Source organism: Polyangiaceae bacterium (genome assembly GCA_020633205.1).
Taxonomy (GTDB): Bacteria; Myxococcota_A; Polyangia; order Polyangiales; family Polyangiaceae; genus JAHBVY01.
In genome coordinates, this window is sequence record JACKEB010000017.1 from 35,680 (window position 1) to 50,702 (window position 15,023).

13 protein-coding genes are annotated in these 15,023 nt (G+C 63.6%); 4 read left to right on the forward strand and 9 right to left on the reverse strand.

Features of this window, described 5'->3' with window-relative positions:
- The first annotated feature begins 192 nt into the window (after positions 1 to 192).
- Positions 193 to 2,604, forward strand: a complete 2,412-nt coding sequence (locus H6718_26530) for a hypothetical protein (GenBank protein ID MCB9588997.1) — start codon at positions 193 to 195, stop codon at positions 2,602 to 2,604.
- 3 nt (positions 2,605 to 2,607) lie between these two features.
- On the opposite strand, the gene H6718_26535 is transcribed toward H6718_26530, so the two are convergent.
- The 8 genes from H6718_26535 to H6718_26570 form a co-directional block, all read right to left on the reverse strand.
- Positions 2,608 to 4,272, reverse strand: coding sequence for a radical SAM protein (locus H6718_26535; GenBank protein MCB9588998.1), 1,665 nt, complete (start codon positions 4,270 to 4,272; stop codon positions 2,608 to 2,610).
- Positions 4,269 to 5,246 (reverse strand): class I SAM-dependent methyltransferase, encoded by a 978-nt coding sequence (locus tag H6718_26540; protein ID MCB9588999.1) that lies wholly within the window; start codon positions 5,244 to 5,246, stop codon positions 4,269 to 4,271. The genes H6718_26535 and H6718_26540 overlap by 4 nt, the downstream gene beginning before the upstream one ends.
- Positions 5,247 to 5,318: 72 nt before the next feature.
- Entirely contained in the window at positions 5,319 to 5,534 is a 216-nt protein-coding gene (locus H6718_26545; protein ID MCB9589000.1) for a hypothetical protein, read from the reverse strand.
- Positions 5,531 to 6,031, reverse strand: coding sequence for a His-Xaa-Ser system protein HxsD (gene hxsD / locus H6718_26550; GenBank protein MCB9589001.1), 501 nt, complete (start codon positions 6,029 to 6,031; stop codon positions 5,531 to 5,533). Before hxsD ends, H6718_26545 begins: the two co-directional genes overlap by 4 nt.
- A gap of 56 nt (positions 6,032 to 6,087) precedes the next feature.
- The gene (locus H6718_26555) at positions 6,088 to 7,881 is read right to left on the reverse strand and encodes a hypothetical protein (protein ID MCB9589002.1); all 1,794 of its coding nucleotides are present in this window, start codon (positions 7,879 to 7,881) and stop codon (positions 6,088 to 6,090) included.
- Positions 7,882 to 7,909: 28 nt separating this feature from the next.
- On the reverse strand, positions 7,910 to 8,689 hold the full coding sequence (locus H6718_26560; GenBank protein MCB9589003.1) for a radical SAM protein: 780 nt from the start codon (positions 8,687 to 8,689) through the stop codon (positions 7,910 to 7,912).
- Positions 8,690 to 8,692: 3 nt separating this feature from the next.
- Positions 8,693 to 9,247 (reverse strand): hypothetical protein, encoded by a 555-nt coding sequence (locus H6718_26565; protein MCB9589004.1) that lies wholly within the window; start codon positions 9,245 to 9,247, stop codon positions 8,693 to 8,695.
- A gap of 299 nt (positions 9,248 to 9,546) precedes the next feature.
- Positions 9,547 to 12,141 carry an AAA family ATPase gene (locus H6718_26570; GenBank protein ID MCB9589005.1) on the reverse strand — a complete coding sequence of 865 codons (2,595 nt, stop codon included), beginning with the start codon at positions 12,139 to 12,141 and terminating at the stop codon, positions 9,547 to 9,549.
- A 130-nt stretch (positions 12,142 to 12,271) separates the two neighbouring features.
- Here H6718_26570 and H6718_26575 point away from each other — a divergent pair, with 130 nt between their 5' ends.
- The 3 genes from H6718_26575 to H6718_26585 all read left to right on the forward strand — a co-directional run bounded on the left by H6718_26575 (position 12,272) and on the right by H6718_26585 (position 14,020).
- Complete coding sequence (locus tag H6718_26575) at positions 12,272 to 12,523, forward strand: glutathione S-transferase N-terminal domain-containing protein (protein ID MCB9589006.1); 252 nt, start codon at positions 12,272 to 12,274, stop codon at positions 12,521 to 12,523.
- Between the two features lie 109 nt (positions 12,524 to 12,632).
- Positions 12,633 to 13,598 carry a prepilin peptidase gene (locus H6718_26580; protein MCB9589007.1) on the forward strand — a complete coding sequence of 322 codons (966 nt, stop codon included), beginning with the start codon at positions 12,633 to 12,635 and terminating at the stop codon, positions 13,596 to 13,598.
- Positions 13,595 to 14,020 carry a hypothetical protein gene (locus H6718_26585; GenBank protein MCB9589008.1) on the forward strand — a complete coding sequence of 142 codons (426 nt, stop codon included), beginning with the start codon at positions 13,595 to 13,597 and terminating at the stop codon, positions 14,018 to 14,020. Before H6718_26580 ends, H6718_26585 begins: the two co-directional genes overlap by 4 nt.
- A gap of 59 nt (positions 14,021 to 14,079) precedes the next feature.
- On the opposite strand, the gene H6718_26590 is transcribed toward H6718_26585, so the two are convergent.
- On the reverse strand, positions 14,080 to 14,847 hold the full coding sequence (locus H6718_26590; GenBank protein MCB9589009.1) for a TetR/AcrR family transcriptional regulator: 768 nt from the start codon (positions 14,845 to 14,847) through the stop codon (positions 14,080 to 14,082).
- Between the last annotated feature and the right edge of the window lie 176 nt (positions 14,848 to 15,023).

The following is a 15,023-nucleotide window of genomic DNA, read 5'->3' on the forward strand; positions in this document are numbered from 1 at the left end:
CCTAAAGAAAGCTGCGGCTACTCCCGCGCACCGGCGCGAAGCGCGGATCGTTATCGGAGCGTTTACAACCCGTCGTGGATGGTGTTTGGTTTAGCAAACCCGCGGTTCTCCAAAGCAGCGCTGCGGTATCCCGTGGTGCCGCGCGCTCCTACCAACGTTCTCTGCGCGCCTCGGCAACAAGCCTGATCCTTCGTGGAAAACGGGGAACAAGTGCCGCGAGCGCTGCCCCTCCGAGACTCCCTGCGCTATGGCTTCGCCTTTCGCATGACCGATCCCTCCCCCCTCTTGGGGCGCTACCGTTTCCAGCAGTCGCTCGCCTCCTCAGGCAAGAGCGCATCCTGGATCGCGCGCGATGAGGAGACAGGACAACGAGTAGTCGTTGGCAGCCTCCCGATCCCTCGGGCTCGGACCCTCGTTCCACTCGTCGGCTACGACAACCCGCATCTGGCCCGAGTCCATCACGTGCTGGATGACGCGGATCCTCGAGAGCTGCCGCGCGGCCTCGACCTCTCCACACAAGCGCTGGTCGTCGCTGAACACATCTCTGGGCGCACGCTGCATCAGCGGGTCGAAACCGCCTCCATTCCCACCCCCCGCGCGGTGAACTGGATGATGCGGCTCGCACGCGCACTCAAAGAAATCCATGGCCGCCAGGCGGTGCTCGGTGCCGTGAGCCCGCGGAGCGTGGTGGTCGTGCGCGACGGTGTGGTGCCAGTGTTCACCCACTTGATGGCCCCGCCGAGCGGCGCCTTTTGCTCTCCGCCACGCGTGCAAGGCGGAGGTCCCAGCGCAGAAGACGACGTGTGGGCACTCACCTGTTTGCTCTACCTGGCAATCGCTCGCGCCCAGCCATTTCGTGGTGGCAGCCGCGACGCGTTGGCGCAGTCGATCCTCAACGCGGAGTATAATCCGCTCTCGTCTCGTGGAGTAGACGACCCTCGACTGGACAGCATCATCGCGACCGGTTTCCAACTAGACGGCTCCGGACAAAGCGCCTCGGAGCTCGAGCTAGCGCTGGTCGAATGGATTCGGCGAGGTGCAGATCTTGACGAACCCCGAGTGTCCACACGGCCTCCGCCGGCCGTCACCATAGACCCCGCGTTTCCTCCCGGAACTCAACCAGCGGCTCGACCTGCCTCGAGCGCGCCTCGCGCGTCCTCGGTCGCACCTCAGGAGTCGGTCAAGCCACCGCGCCTCGAACCGATGAGCGCGCCACTCGAGCGATACGCCCCGATCTCCTTCACCGATGAGGCGACCGCGCCGGCACTCCCGACGGACATCGCGAAACTCGCCAAGGCGGCGCGACCGAGTTCGGAGATGCCCGCCGTGACTGACCCCGGTCCAACACCAATGGCTCCGGTGGCCGTGGCACCCGCGAGCGCTCCTCCGGAAGCCTGGGATGATCACACCGCGCCTGCGCTACCATCGGATATCCGGCAGCTCGCCGAGGCTCATGCAGCGCTCGCGGCCGGCGAACAGGCGCTCCGCGACGCAGCCCGGAGCGCCGAACACCCGCGCTTCGAAGCGCTCCCAGGGGAGGAGACGTCGCCAGCGATCCCCAGCGCTCGACCCGCGTATTCCTTTGAGGACGCGGAAGAGCAGTCTCCGCTACCCAGCGCTCGCCCCAGCTACTCGAACTCCGACGCAGAGGAAGAGACTGGACGCTTCACGGCGGACGACCTGCGTGAGCTAAGGCTCATGCCTCCCGCCCCAGGTGCAACCAACGCCGAGCAGCTTCCAGAGTCCGGCGAACCACCGCCCCCCGAGCCTGGTCTGCATCCGCCAACCATCGTGATCAACGAGCAGGCTGAGCAGTTTCGGCGCCGGATGGATACCCTGCCCCCATCCGGACAGATCTCTCAAGCGGACATCCAGACTCAGGTGAAGCGCGCCGCAAAGCCGCCCAAGCGCACGGCGCCAGCGCTAATGATGCTGTTGCTCGCCGCTCTAGTGGCAGCAGGCACCATCGCCTTGCTGCTCATGCGCAGCAAAACCGCGCCATCTCCCTCCCCTTCCGTGGCTTCCACAGCGAAGCCTGTTGCGCCACCCACCCCACCAAGCGCCGAGGTGGCGCCTGCGGTCACGGCCTCAACTGAGCCAGCCTCCACATCGCAGCCGAGCCCCGCATCGCAGCCAGTGTCGCCAGCAGACCTAGCGACCTGCGCCGCCAACCATTTCCCCGAGGGAACGTTTGGCGCGGGTGAACCGAGCATCGCCACACTGTGCACAGATCACGACCCACGACGCTTGGCGAAGGAGTTCCACCGCAGAATCGTCGTTGGAGGACAGGGTCAGATAAGCCCCGGAATGCGCGAGTGGTCGCTGTTGTCGTGGTATGAACTCGCAGCGCTTGCGACCATCGTGGGCGACTGCTGTCCTGATGCGAAGATCGAGCTCCCCGAAGCCGCCGTCTGCGAGCCTCTGGCAACGAGCCTGTCTCGGGTCGCCAAGGACAAGGACGACGCGTCAATCGACAACTTGGAGACCCAGATCGCCTGCCTCTACGAGAGGCAGGCGCCGCGCCCCTACCGCTACGCGAACCGCCCGGATTCCGGCAACAAGACGGCGATCAAGCAGTTCCTGGAGCGAGCCCGAAAGCGCTGAACGTCAGCCCGCTACCGGGTCGAGTTCCTTGTAGCCGTGCGCACGCACGAAGTTGATGTGCACGCCGCGACAGGTCGAATCGAACTTGCACTCCTTACAGCGCCTGCTCTTCGTGTAGTAGCGGTCTGCGATGTAGCGCTTGGTGTACTTCGTCATGTCGATGCGCGCGTCAGCACCAAGCATTGCTGCGTCCAGATGCGTCGCGACGGCACGCGGTTCGCGTCCCAATATGCAGGCAGGAACATTTTCCACCGGGATATTTGTTGGCAACCCAGACAACACCTCACGGAGAGGGACGTCACTCCTGAGCTGCTCAGTCACCCGATCGTAGTTTGGTTGCTCCAAGCCGAGCCGGGGGTCGTCGGCATGCTCATCGATGATCGCGCGAGTTTGTTGGGTGAGGGCGACGCACACCTCGAAGGCGCCCTCGAGCCCGAACAATAGCTTCGCCTGAGCTGGTGTATTCGCGTAGCAGCGCCCGAGCACCAGATCTGCAAAGCGATCGCCTTCGAGCGCTTCGTCGAGACCGGTATAGTTCTCCAGCTCGAGATAGAGCGTCGGTGCTTCGGTGAAGTTCGCGCGCTGGTCCTGAATGAGCTGGACCGCGCCTTCGACACTGGGCGCGACGACGCGCAGCGCTGCCGCTTGCGGGAGCTGCCCAGACACCGGCGCCGGGGCTACCAATCGCAACTCGTCCACGTGCTCGTGTTGCCGCTCCGCTAGCGCGTCATCGAGGCCGTCGCAGAGCTGGTTCAGGTAGCAGTAGTGACACCGCTCCGGCTGCCTACAGCTCAGCTTGCGTCCGATGCTCAGGTACTTGTCAAACTCCTCCCTGCGCCCTCGGACTTCATCGTTCATCTTGTAAGGGTCCTGGATCAGCTCCTCGAATCCCTCGGTGAACGGCGGCGGAAAGCGATTGAGCCAGATATGGACGTCTGGACGCCTCGAGTACTCAAACGCACGCTGAAGTGCTTCCTCATTTCCCTCGAGATCGTAGAAGAGATGCTCCTTCGCTGGCCCCCAAGCATTTCCGAATGGAATAATATGAAGCAGGTCGAATTCCTTGACGCCCCATGAGATGAAAGTCTCCAGCATCTCCGGCAGGTGCTTCACGTTCTGCTTGTTGATGACGATGTCGACATTGACGATGAACCGTCCGGAGGCGAGCGCGGCTTTTAGCCCAGCGGTCTCCTGCACGAACGCCCCCGGTGTCGCAACCAGGGCGTCGTGGATCTTCGCGTTGTGGCCGTGGAGCGAAAACGTGATCTCATCCAGCCCGTTCTCCGCCGCGCGATCCAGAAAATCCGGATAGGCGAACATTCGACCGTTGGTGACCGTCTGCACCTTCGGGTAGCCCGCCCGCTTCCCGAGCTTCACGAAGTCCAAGAAGTTGGGGTGCATGGTTGGTTCGCCACCGCTCAAGATCAAGCGGCTTGCACCCTTCTTGCGCCCCTCCACGATCTGGATCTTCACGTCCATGTTGCTGCGCATCGTTCCCACATGGGCGAGGGAATCGAGGCAGAAGGTGCACTTGTTGTTGCAGTCGTAGCTCAGCCGAACCCAGTTTCGCTTCTCGTGTGCGGCTTCCTCGTGGCTCTCGACCTTCTGGAGTTCGTCCTCTGCGGAGGTCAGTGTGGAGGGCTGTACTGCGTCGTGTTCGGCGATCATGAATTCAACTCCGGCGCGCTGGCCTGACTAACTCTGAAATGCAGGAGCCACTGATTGCTAGTCGCCGGGCTGACGTCCCAGCGCTCCACTAGCTCGAGCGGCAGCCCATCGAGAAGCGCGATCGCCTGGTCGGCGTCCGCGTTGCGAAAGTGTTCATACTCCGCCGGCCCCGCTTCCGCGCGGCGAGCGATAGCTCTCTGACGCACCAAGCCGAACGCCACGTTGTCCACGATGGTCAACGTACCACTTCGCGAAAGTCGCGCTAGAGCCTGTTTCAAGGTGGAGCGTGGATCCTCGAGGTGATTGAAGCTGCGTAAGACCAACAAGTGGTCGAAGCTCCCATCGAGCGCGTCAAAGCCACACTCGGCGGGCACGGGCTGAAACCGTGCCCAGGAGTAGCGCTCAGCGAGGACGGCCAGGCGCTGCGCGTCAGGATCGACTCCGACGTATTCCAACTCGCCCGCAAGTGCCGCGCTCTCGAACGCCTTCAGGTAGGGTCCGTCCCCACATCCGATGTCGAGGATACGTCCCTTCAGGCCCGCTAGCAGGCCGAGCAGCCTCGTCTCGTCGTGGCTGAAGACATCCGTGGATAGAGCCTGCCACGCCCCTCCACATTCCGTACGGAATGGGCAAGGGCCGCAAACGCTCAGCTCCCGAAGCTTACGCAGGTCGCGCGCGAAATCGTCTGGCGCGAGCTTGCGTGACACGTCTACGTAAAGCTGGCCGTAGCGATCCTTGATCGCCAGCAGTTCGGCTTCAGAGAAGTCCGTCGTCTGAGTGCTGCATAAGCGGATCTGACCAGGCATCGAGAGCCACAGCGTGCTCGCGCGATTGAGCCGAGGTTTCGCTTGGATCAAAGGACAGACTTGACCCTTTGGCCATGCAACTGCCTCTCCGATCACGAAGTTGCACGAGTTGGAGCGCAGCGTCGCAGGACGGCTCGTCTCTCCGTGCTCGTCGCCAGCCCCACTCACCCCTGGAGCCTAGCAGGGAAGTCCGGCCAAACCGAATGCCGGCCTGGCAGACACCCACCAAGCAAGCTCGCCTCAGTCGGTGCGCGCTTCGATGGTGCCGCCAAGGCAGTAGTTGGCGAACTCATCAGCCAGCACCTGCTCCTCGTGCTCGCCGCGACTCGTTAGCCGCACCACATAGGCGTCGACCTGCTTGTCCAGGCTGAGGTCAGCGAAGTCGCCGTACACCCCGACCGCCGCTTCGATGGCCTCACCAATGTAGAGATCGGGATCGAAACGGATTTCGATCACGCGCTCTCTCCCTTCGACTCCTTGTCGTCCTCGCTGTCACCTTGAGGGTCGCCGCGGTCGTCGAACGGAACGGCCTTGTTCACCTTCTTGTACTTGTCCTCCCAGCTCATGGCGATGCCGAGAGGGTCCTCGAAGGCGGTGTCGTCGTCGATGTTCATCTCGAGCAAGTCGTCGAGCCCTGGCGGGCCCGCGGCGCCTGCCATCGCCTGACTGGTCACCTGCTGGATCAGCTCACGGTTCTCATCCGTGATCATCCGGCGCCAAGCCTGACCCAGGATCTCGTTCTCGAACTCACCCACCAGAGCGTCGAGCTCACGCTCGACGCTCGGCTTCAGCTTGAGCCGCACGCTGACCTTTCCAGCATCACGATCGAGCTTCACGTAGCAGCGATCGATGAAGATGTACGCAGCGCCGTAGATCGCGTCCTTCGGGTAGAGGCCTTCGTCGAACGAGATGGTAACCGAGCCATCCGCTTGCTTCACATCAAGGTCGGACATGTACTCCGCGTTGTTTCCCTAACCTCACTCAGAGTCAATAGGGGACCGGCGCCGAATCACTCCGTGAAGGTGACGGTAAACTGGTTGCACTCGGGATTGCTCCCGGAACCCGGAATCGAGGTGCGTGTGATCTTGATGATCAGCGTCCCAGGCGGATTCGAGTTGTCGGTGCAGTGGGTCGCTCCACCGAGCGCGCAGTTGACGTTACGGCTTGCTGCGTAGTTCATCGACCACTGAGTGATGTTGCTGCCGGTCCCACTACCAGTGCCACCAGCCTGAGGGCAGCTCACTGCTGAGTTGGAGCAGTTGCTGATCACGTCCATGCGATAGCCGTTGGTTTTGGACTGGGCAGAGAGCGTGACGGTTGGGTTCCACCCCTGATCCGAAGCCGGGTTTGGCTTGCTGAGTGGGACGGTGAAGTACAAGGATCCGTTCAAGGTCACGATCTGACCGTTCCGGGTGCCTGTCAGCGTGGTCGGTGAGCTGCACGAAGCGCTGATGTCTGAGGTGGTGTTGCAAACGGTGCTCTCGCATCCATCGCAGATGTCCCCATTGTTATCCCTTCGACCCGGGGGACAGTTCGCTTGAGTCAGCTCGCACACACCCGCATTGCATTGCAGTGTGCTGGAGGTGATATCCGGAATGGCTGCACCCTGAGCGAGGTCCCCGCTGTCCCAGCATTTCCGGGTGCACATGTCCCGCGCGCTGTCTTCATCGTTGCTGCCATCGCAGTCGTTGTCCTTGGCGTCGCAGCGCTCCGCACGGGAAGTGAAGGTCGGGTTGCACTGGAAGCCGCCTCCGCTGCAGGACTGCGTGCCGATGGCACACTCACCCTGGGCGCCTGAGACGCTGCAAGCAGCTCCGACACCGGGCAGCGACTGGCCGCTCGGCGCGTTGTCCAGCATGCCGTCGCAGTCGTTGTCGATGCCGTCGCAGAGCTCCGAGGTCGGGAACGTTTGCTGCTCGCAGTCGAGCTGACCCGTGACGCAGTTTGTCCTGCCCGCGGCGCACGGACCCTTGAGGGAGCTGATGGTACAAGCTTGATTTCCGCCCGGATTCCCCTCATCGGGCTGACCATCACAGTCGTCGTCCAGGCTGTTGCAGCTCTCCATCTGCGTACCCGGGGTCACGTTCGGGTCACACACTACCCGGTGAGGCATCGCCGAGGTATCGCAGCGGGTGGCGCCTAGCGCACAGATGCCGTCGAGGCCGGTATTGCATGCTTGCCCGCCCTCGGGGTTGCCCTCGTCAACGGAGCCGTCGCAGTCGTTGTCCAGGCCGTCACAGACCTCAGCACTTGCGACGTTGTCGGCCTGGCACCGAAGCTGAGAAGAGACGCAGTGCAGCGTACCCTTGGCACACTCGCCCTGCTCTCCAGCTACGTTGCAGGGCGCCCCACCACCGGGGTCACCTTCGTCGATCTGGCCGTTGCCGTTGTTGTCGAGTCCGTCACAGACCTCAGGCACCCCAGTCGACCCACCGCTCCCAGCGACTCCGCCGCTGCCAGCCGTGCCGCCCGTACCTGCACTGCCTGCGCTGGACCCGCCAGCGCCCGCCGACCCGCCGACGCCACCGAAGCCGCCGAAGCCACCGCTGCCGCCAGCGCCAGCTTCACCCGCCATGCCAGCGAAACCACCGAAGTCGCTGCCCCCGGAACCACCAGAACTGGTAGCCCCAGTGCCGCCGTTTCCGCCGGACGAATCGCCGCCAGCGCCGGCATCACCCGCGTTACCGCCATTGCTGCTGGTTTCCGCTTCACCCCCCGAAGCACAGCCCACCAACCCAGCAGCGCTGGAGAACAGGGCAGTGGCAACGAAAAATCGACAAGTAGTGCTGAGACTGCGGGCCATGTGGTTTACCTCTGGACTTGGTTGAACCTTAAGCAGGTGACCATTCCCCCGTCCTCGGAGCCGCTGGGCGGTGGGTGGAACAATCGGCCAGCACCTGCTCGGCGCCAGCCATTTTCTTTATGGATAATAGCCGTGAAGTTGGCTCGACACCACTCACGCTGAAATCATCTTCCGATGCGCCCCGAGCTTGGCACTCGACACCGAGCCGCTTGGCCTGCTCGATCGCCGCCAAGATGTGCGGTGTGGCGAGCTCGTGCGGCGGCTCTAGACGCTGCCTAGAGGCGGCGCGGCCGAACGGGAGCACCGATCGCATCTCGAGCTGGAGCACACCCAGCGCGGCGGCTAAGCGTACCCACTCGGCGAGCTGTCGGAAGTTGGAGCGCGTAACCAAGGTGGTCACGCGCACCTGAATCCCCGCGGCAATGGCCGCGCGAATCCCGTTACAGGTTTCGAAAAAGCTACCCGGCACCTGCGTATGATAGTCGTGCGCAGCGGCGGTCGAACCGAGCAGGGCGACCTCCAGCCGACGCAACCCCACCGCCGCGAGCCGTGTCGCGCGCTCGGGCTCACGCCCGAGCAGTCGTGCATTGGTCTGCACGCCAACGCGAACACCTTGCGCCGTGAAGCGCTCGACCCACTGCTCCAAGCGGGGGTTCAGCGTGGGCTCACCCCCGACGAGCATGACCTCGGCCTCATCCAGCTGATCGACGAACTGCTCGTAACCGGCCTCTTCCGCATGGAAAGGCGAAGACTGCGCGCAGAACACGCAGCGGTTATTGCAGTTCGCCGCAAGCTGGACCCGGCGCACCGGCTAGCTCTCGTTGACTTCGTGGAGGTGTTGGCGCGCCCGCTTTGCTCGCTGCTCCAACGTGAGGAAGCCCGAGCGATCGACCGCGTGCTCGTTGGCGCGAATCACGTCGGCCAACGCCATCGCAGCCAAGCCTTCTTCCTCTCGCGTTGTAGTGGCGCCGTCACCCCGGTTGACCACCATCACTTGGAAGAACTCGGACTCACCGGGCGCGCGCTGATCACCGCGCGCAACCACGTCGAGCTGGAACCGCTCGTCGTTTCCGTGCGCCATCACGACACTCACGGCGCCTTCACGAAGCGGTAGTACACCGGCCACCTTCCAGCGACCAAGCTGACTCCCGGCGGTCAGGGGGGCGACCAACTGGAAACCCATGTGTGCGGTGGAGGAAACACCTTCACTCGTATCCTCGGGGTTCACGGTTGACGCCCCCGCGGAAACAACAGTTGGACTGGCTGGGGCAGCATTCCCCATCCCGCTGACCAGCGCCACCGATGCCGCCGCACCAAGACCCAACGCCTGTGCAGCTTCGCGGCGACTGACTTTCGCGCTCTTCATATGACAAGCCTCCGTCCCTGAGTGTCCTTTATTTTCGCAGGTTTCGTCAACGGGCCGGCCGTCCCGATGACACTATTGTGTACGACCTCGTGCGCCTGGGGGACCACATCGGGACCACCCGTTGGGTGTCCGACGCGGCGCGCCGCGCGCTCCCTAGACTCCCCTGGTCGCTGCACCACGCTGCATGACGCAACGTACCAACTGCAGCTTACTGAAGGTGTTTGGGTGGCGCGCTCGGACAAGCTGGACCCCAGCGCCTTGGCACCGCTTGGCGTCCAGGGCGCGCCGCGGGATATTTTTCACATGGATTCGTTGGTGATGCTGAACTCTCCGTCCAACCACCGAACGCGTAGGCGTGTACCCGCCTCGGCATGCTTGCTCAGAATGGCTTCTGCCAGTGGATCCTGAATTTGCCGTACCACGGCACGCTTGAGCGGTCGTGCGCCGAGCGCCGGCTCGTAGCCTAGCTCCACCAATCGATCTTTGGCGGCCTCATCCACCTCCACGTCGAGCCCCCGGTCCTGGAGCATCCGCTGCACTTTTCCAAGCTGGATATCGACGATCTGTCTCAGGTGGGCACGCAGCAACGGGCGGAAAACCACGACGTCGTCGACACGGTTCAAGAACTCAGGTCGGAAGAAGTCGGACAGCTCGTTGAGCAAGACGTCGCGCAAGGCTTCGCGTCCTTCATCATGCTCGAACAGGCCGGCGTCAGTGTCCAAGATGCGCTGGGACCCGATGTTGCTCGTCAGGATGACCACCGTGTTGGAGAAGTCAGCGAGCCGGCCACGACCGTCGGTGAGCCGGCCATCATCGAGTACCTGAAGTAGCAGGTTGAACACGTCTTGGTGGGCCTTCTCCACTTCGTCGAAGAGCAGCACCGAGTAGGGGCGACGACGGACGGCCTCGGTCAGGAACCCACCTTGCTCGCTATCAGCGTAGCCTGGTGGTGCGCCAATCAAGCGCTGGGCCATGTGGCGCTCCGCAAACTCGCTCATGTCCAGGCGCGTGAGCGCCTGCTCATCATCGAACAGGAACTCCGCGACGGCCTTGGCGAGCTCGGTCTTGCCAACGCCGCTCGGTCCTAGAAACAAGAAGGAGCCAATTGGCTTTCCTGGATCCCGTAGGCCGACACGACCGCGACGTACCGCCTTGCTCACCGCACGCACCGCGTCGTCCTGGCCCACGACCCTTTGCTCGAGTCGTTGCTCCATCTGCAGGAGCTTTTCGGCCTCTTCTTCCAGCATCTTTGCCACGGGGATACCGGTCCAGATCGCAAGCGTCTCAGCCACGACCGCGTCGTCGAGAGGGCAAGGCTTGGTCTGCAGTCCCAGCTTGCGTACAGCGGACTGAGCAGCGTCGAGCCGCGAACGGAGGCCCGGAATCGTCACGTGCTCTAGCTCGCCGAGGCGCGCGAACTCCTTGGCGGCCTGTGCTTTCTCTTTGTCGGCGAGCGCCTGGGTCAGTTCGTTGTCGAGCGCGCGCATGGCCGCGACCGCGCCACGGCGACTCTCTGCTTTCGTGCGCAACTCCGTAACTCGCGGCTCGAGAGCCGAGCGCTCCTCGTTCAGTACTTGGCGAGTCTTGACGCTTGCGACGTCTTCCGCGTCCGCGAGGCTCAGAAGCTGCGCGTCGAGAGACTCCAAACGCCGGAGCGCCCCGTCGGCCTCGCGGGGGAGACCATCTTGTTCTACTCGATAGGACGCGGCAGCCTCGTCGAGCAAGTCCACTGCGCTATCCGGGAGGAAACGATCTTGAAGATAGCGCTTGGCGAGGTTCACCGCAGCCACGATCGCGCTGTCACTGATCTGAATGTCGTGCCGCTCCTCGTACTTGATGGCGATCCCCCGCAGAATCTCGATAGCCTGCGCGGTGGACGGTTCGGCGATGTCCAACAGGGTAAAGGAGCGCAGCAGGCTGCCGTCGCGCTCTTGCAACTTCCGCAAGCCCTCGGGCGTCGTGGTTCCCAACATGCGGAGTTCGCCTCGCTGCAAGGCGGAGGCAATCAACTCACCCACGGCTGACCCGCTACCGGTCTGCGCGAGCAACGTATCGATCCCCCTCACGACCAAGACGTTGTTTCCTCGCTCGTCGTTGAGCACGCTGAGCAAGCGCTTCACACGCTCTTCCATCTCGCCACGCAGGCGCGGTCCGGCCAGGAGCTGGCCCGGCTGGAGCTCGAGCAGGTGCACGCCGACCATCGACGTCGGCACGTCTCCCTTCGCAAGACGAGCTGCGAGGCCCCTCACTACCGCGCTCTTGCCAACACCGGGTTCGCCGACAAGGAGCGGGTGCTGCTTGCTACGCCGCTCGAGGATCGTAATCAGACGCCGCAGCTCGACGTCTCGACCGATCATCGGATCGAGGACGCCGTTGCGAGCCAACTCAACCAAGTCGCGAGGCGTCGCGGTGAGCTCGCTGGCTGGCCTGACCATAGGCCGCGGCACTTGTTTCAACGAGGGAACATACTCTCGTAGGCTCCCAGGGCGAATGCCTGCGGCTTCGAGCACTTCACCGGTGGGGCCACCAATCTCCTGGGACAGGGCATTCAACAACTGCTCTACCCCAACCTGTTCGACGTGATCCCGTTCGGCCTCCCGCTCAGCACGCTCGAGCAGATCGAGCAGTCGGGTCGAGAGGTACGCCTCTTCACCGCTGGCGGGGAGCTCAGCCAGGCGCTGCTCCGTCGCGGATCCAAGGAGTGCCGGATCGACTCCTGCGAGGCGCAGGACGTGCGCCACGCCCGGGTCTCGGTCCACAGCACGAAATAGCAGGTGAAGCGGAGTCACCTCTGCGTGCTTGCGCTCGTCGGCTAGCGTCTGCGCTCCGGCGACCAACGCCTTTGCATCGGGTCGGAAGCGCGCGAGGCTGAGTTTGGTGGTGGCTTCTGCCATGTCCCTTAGTACTCCGGACTCGCCGGCGGCCAAAGAACGGCTCACGCCCGGGGCGCACACGGCGGTCACGGCAGGTCTGGCGCAGAGCCTCAGACTGACTTAGATGTAACCGGTGGCCGCAAACGTCGTGATGTACCGCACCCGGTTCTGCCCCTACTGCATCCGGGCCAACTTCCTGCTGAAGGGCAAGCACGTCAGCTTCCAGGAGATCGACGTGTCGGGGGACCTCGAGCGACGAGCCTGGCTGAGAGAAGCCACCGGACAGCACACCGTGCCGCAAATCTTCATCAACGATCGCTCCATCGGCGGCTTCTCGGAGCTCTCGGCGCTGGAGCACAGCGGACAGCTAGACCGCCTGCTCGCTGAAGAGCCGCAGCCGTGAACGCTGTTTGTTCGCGTCCCCCGGGCGCGAACACAGCTTCGGCGCGGGGTGAGCAGCGCCTCCAGCACGGCGCCTGTCTCGATAGCTCAGTTGGTGTAGATTCCGAGCCTTGCAGCTGAGCGACTTCCCCCACGTCTTCTTGCTGGCGTTCGCGATCCCGTTCGGGTTGGCCTTCGGCAGCTTCCTGAACGTCGTGATCTATCGCTTGCCTCGTGGAGAGAACCTCGCCTACCCCGGCAGCGCTTGCCCAGCGTGTGGAAAGCCGATCCGCGGCTATGACAACATCCCGGTCCTGAGCTGGGTGGTTCTTCGCGGAAAAGCCCGCTGTTGCCAGGCGCCCATCTCGGCACGCTACCCGTTGGTTGAGCTGGTTGGCGGACTCGCGGCATACGCGATCATCGAAGTCGTGGTGATGGGGCTACCGCCAGAGACGAACGCCTGGACGGCGCTCGGGCTGTTCTGCGCGAACCTGGCGCTCACCCTCGGGCTAGTCGCGGCGGCATTCATCGACGTCGAGCACATGATTCTTCCGGATGAGATCACCCTGGGGGGCGCAGTCCTGGGCTTCGCAACGAGCTTCGTGCGTCCAGGAATCGAATGGCAGGAGTCGCTGCTTGGGGCAGCGATTGGCTTCTTGATGGTCTGGCTGCCTTTTGACGTCTTGTATCGCAAGCTCCGAGGGCAGGCGGGCATGGGCCTAGGGGACGCCAAGCTCCTGTTGCTCGCTGGCGCCTGGTTCGGTTGGGTGGGCGCAGTGTTCGCGCTCTTCGTCGGCGCTTTCCAGGGCACCCTCGGCGCTATCGTGATGCTGGTCTCTAGAGGCCAGATCAGCGAGCCTGAGGCAGTGCAGCGCCAGCGGGAGGAACTGCAGCAAGCCATTGAGGCAGCAGAGGGTGAGGAGCGTGAAGCGTTGCTCGCGGAGTTCGAAGCCGACCCATTGGCAGAGGAGTCCGATGGCAGTTTCAGCCAGGCCCGTTTGGCGTTTGGCCCATTCTTGGTGCTGGCCATCTTGGAGTATCAGTTCTTCGGTCCCTACCTGATCGCGGAGCTCAGAGACTGGATGCTTGGCGCATGAATCGTATCCCTGCGGTACCGATCGGGCGCATTGCGCTGTGCCTCGTCGCAACCGTTCTGCTTGGGTGTGGGAGCGACCTACGTCGCGCTCGAGTTGGCAGCCACCCGGTGAACGGCTCGGAACCGGAGGTCGTCGACTTTCCACCGCCGCCCGCCGAGGTGGAAGAGCTTCCTGCGGATCCTGGACCGCCATGCGTCTGGGTGGACGGGCGCTGGGAGTACGTTGGGCGACGTTGGGAGTGGCAAGACGGCGCCTACGTGCAAGCCCCAGCGAGCTGCTTTTACGCGCCCCCAGTGATGGTCTGGTTGCCCTCGGAAACGGGCGGTGAGCTGTATTACCTCTCTGGGCACTGGTACACCGACGACGGCGCCAGCTGCCAGGAACCCAAGGCCTGCCGAATCAAAGAAAGCAACGACGGCTGACGCGTCGAAGGCGCCGACCGGAACCGGACGGCGCCCTCGTAGCAGCTGCTTGGGCCGCTCTACTCCGCGGCGAATACAGGGCCGCTGTTGACCCGGGCCGCCGCCAACGCTTCTTCTGCGGAGGCGAGTGCCTCCGCCGCTGGTTCATCTTGTTCGGGGGGCACGCTGGCCGCGAGGGGCGAGCTCGGGCGCACGTTGGGCAGCGGCGGGATGCGCACGTTGCGCCCGGCGTACTGCCGATAGATCAGCACGCGCAGCAGCTGTAGCGCACCGTCGATGTCGACGTCCTCGGAGTCGAGCTGCCACTGCAGGAAGATACCCTCCAGCAAGCCGACCACCAGAAACGCGGAACGCTCGAGGCGCCGGGTCTCCTCGTCGGGGACGAGCTTGCGCATCTCCTCTACCATTGCCGCACGGTAAGCGCGGTAGATGTTCTGGATGCGGGTGCGCACGCCGCTATCCGCATGGGAACGCTCGAGGGCGATCTGCATGATCAAGCGAAGCGTGTCAGGTTGCTCTTCGACCTGCTGGCGTACGTCTGCGAGGAAGATGTCGATCTTCTCCAGCATCGTGCCGCCGGACTGCACCTGATTCGCCAGGCGCCGCATATACGTTTGCGCGGCCTGCTCGAGCACGGCAACGAGGATGTCTTCTTTTCCACCCTTGAAGTGCCAGTAGATGCTCGACGGCGACGCCTGCGCGCGAGTGGCGATCTCGTCGACGCTGGTGGCGGCGTAACCTTGACGTGAAAAGAGGTAACCCGCGGCGCGCAGCACGCGCTCCTTGGAGTTGCCTCGGCGGGGTCGTTCGACAGAGGGGGTGTCCATGGCGGGCATGTGTCTAACCCAACCAGACGGTGCGCTCCAAGAGCAATCGAACGTCCGCTCCAGTTCTCCCTCCCCCCAAAAACCAGCAGAAAACTGCGTATAAGCGAGTGGAACCGAGTTTTGTGGCGGCATTCCATGGACTTGGAATGCCCCCCCTCGGCCGCCAAACCCAATCT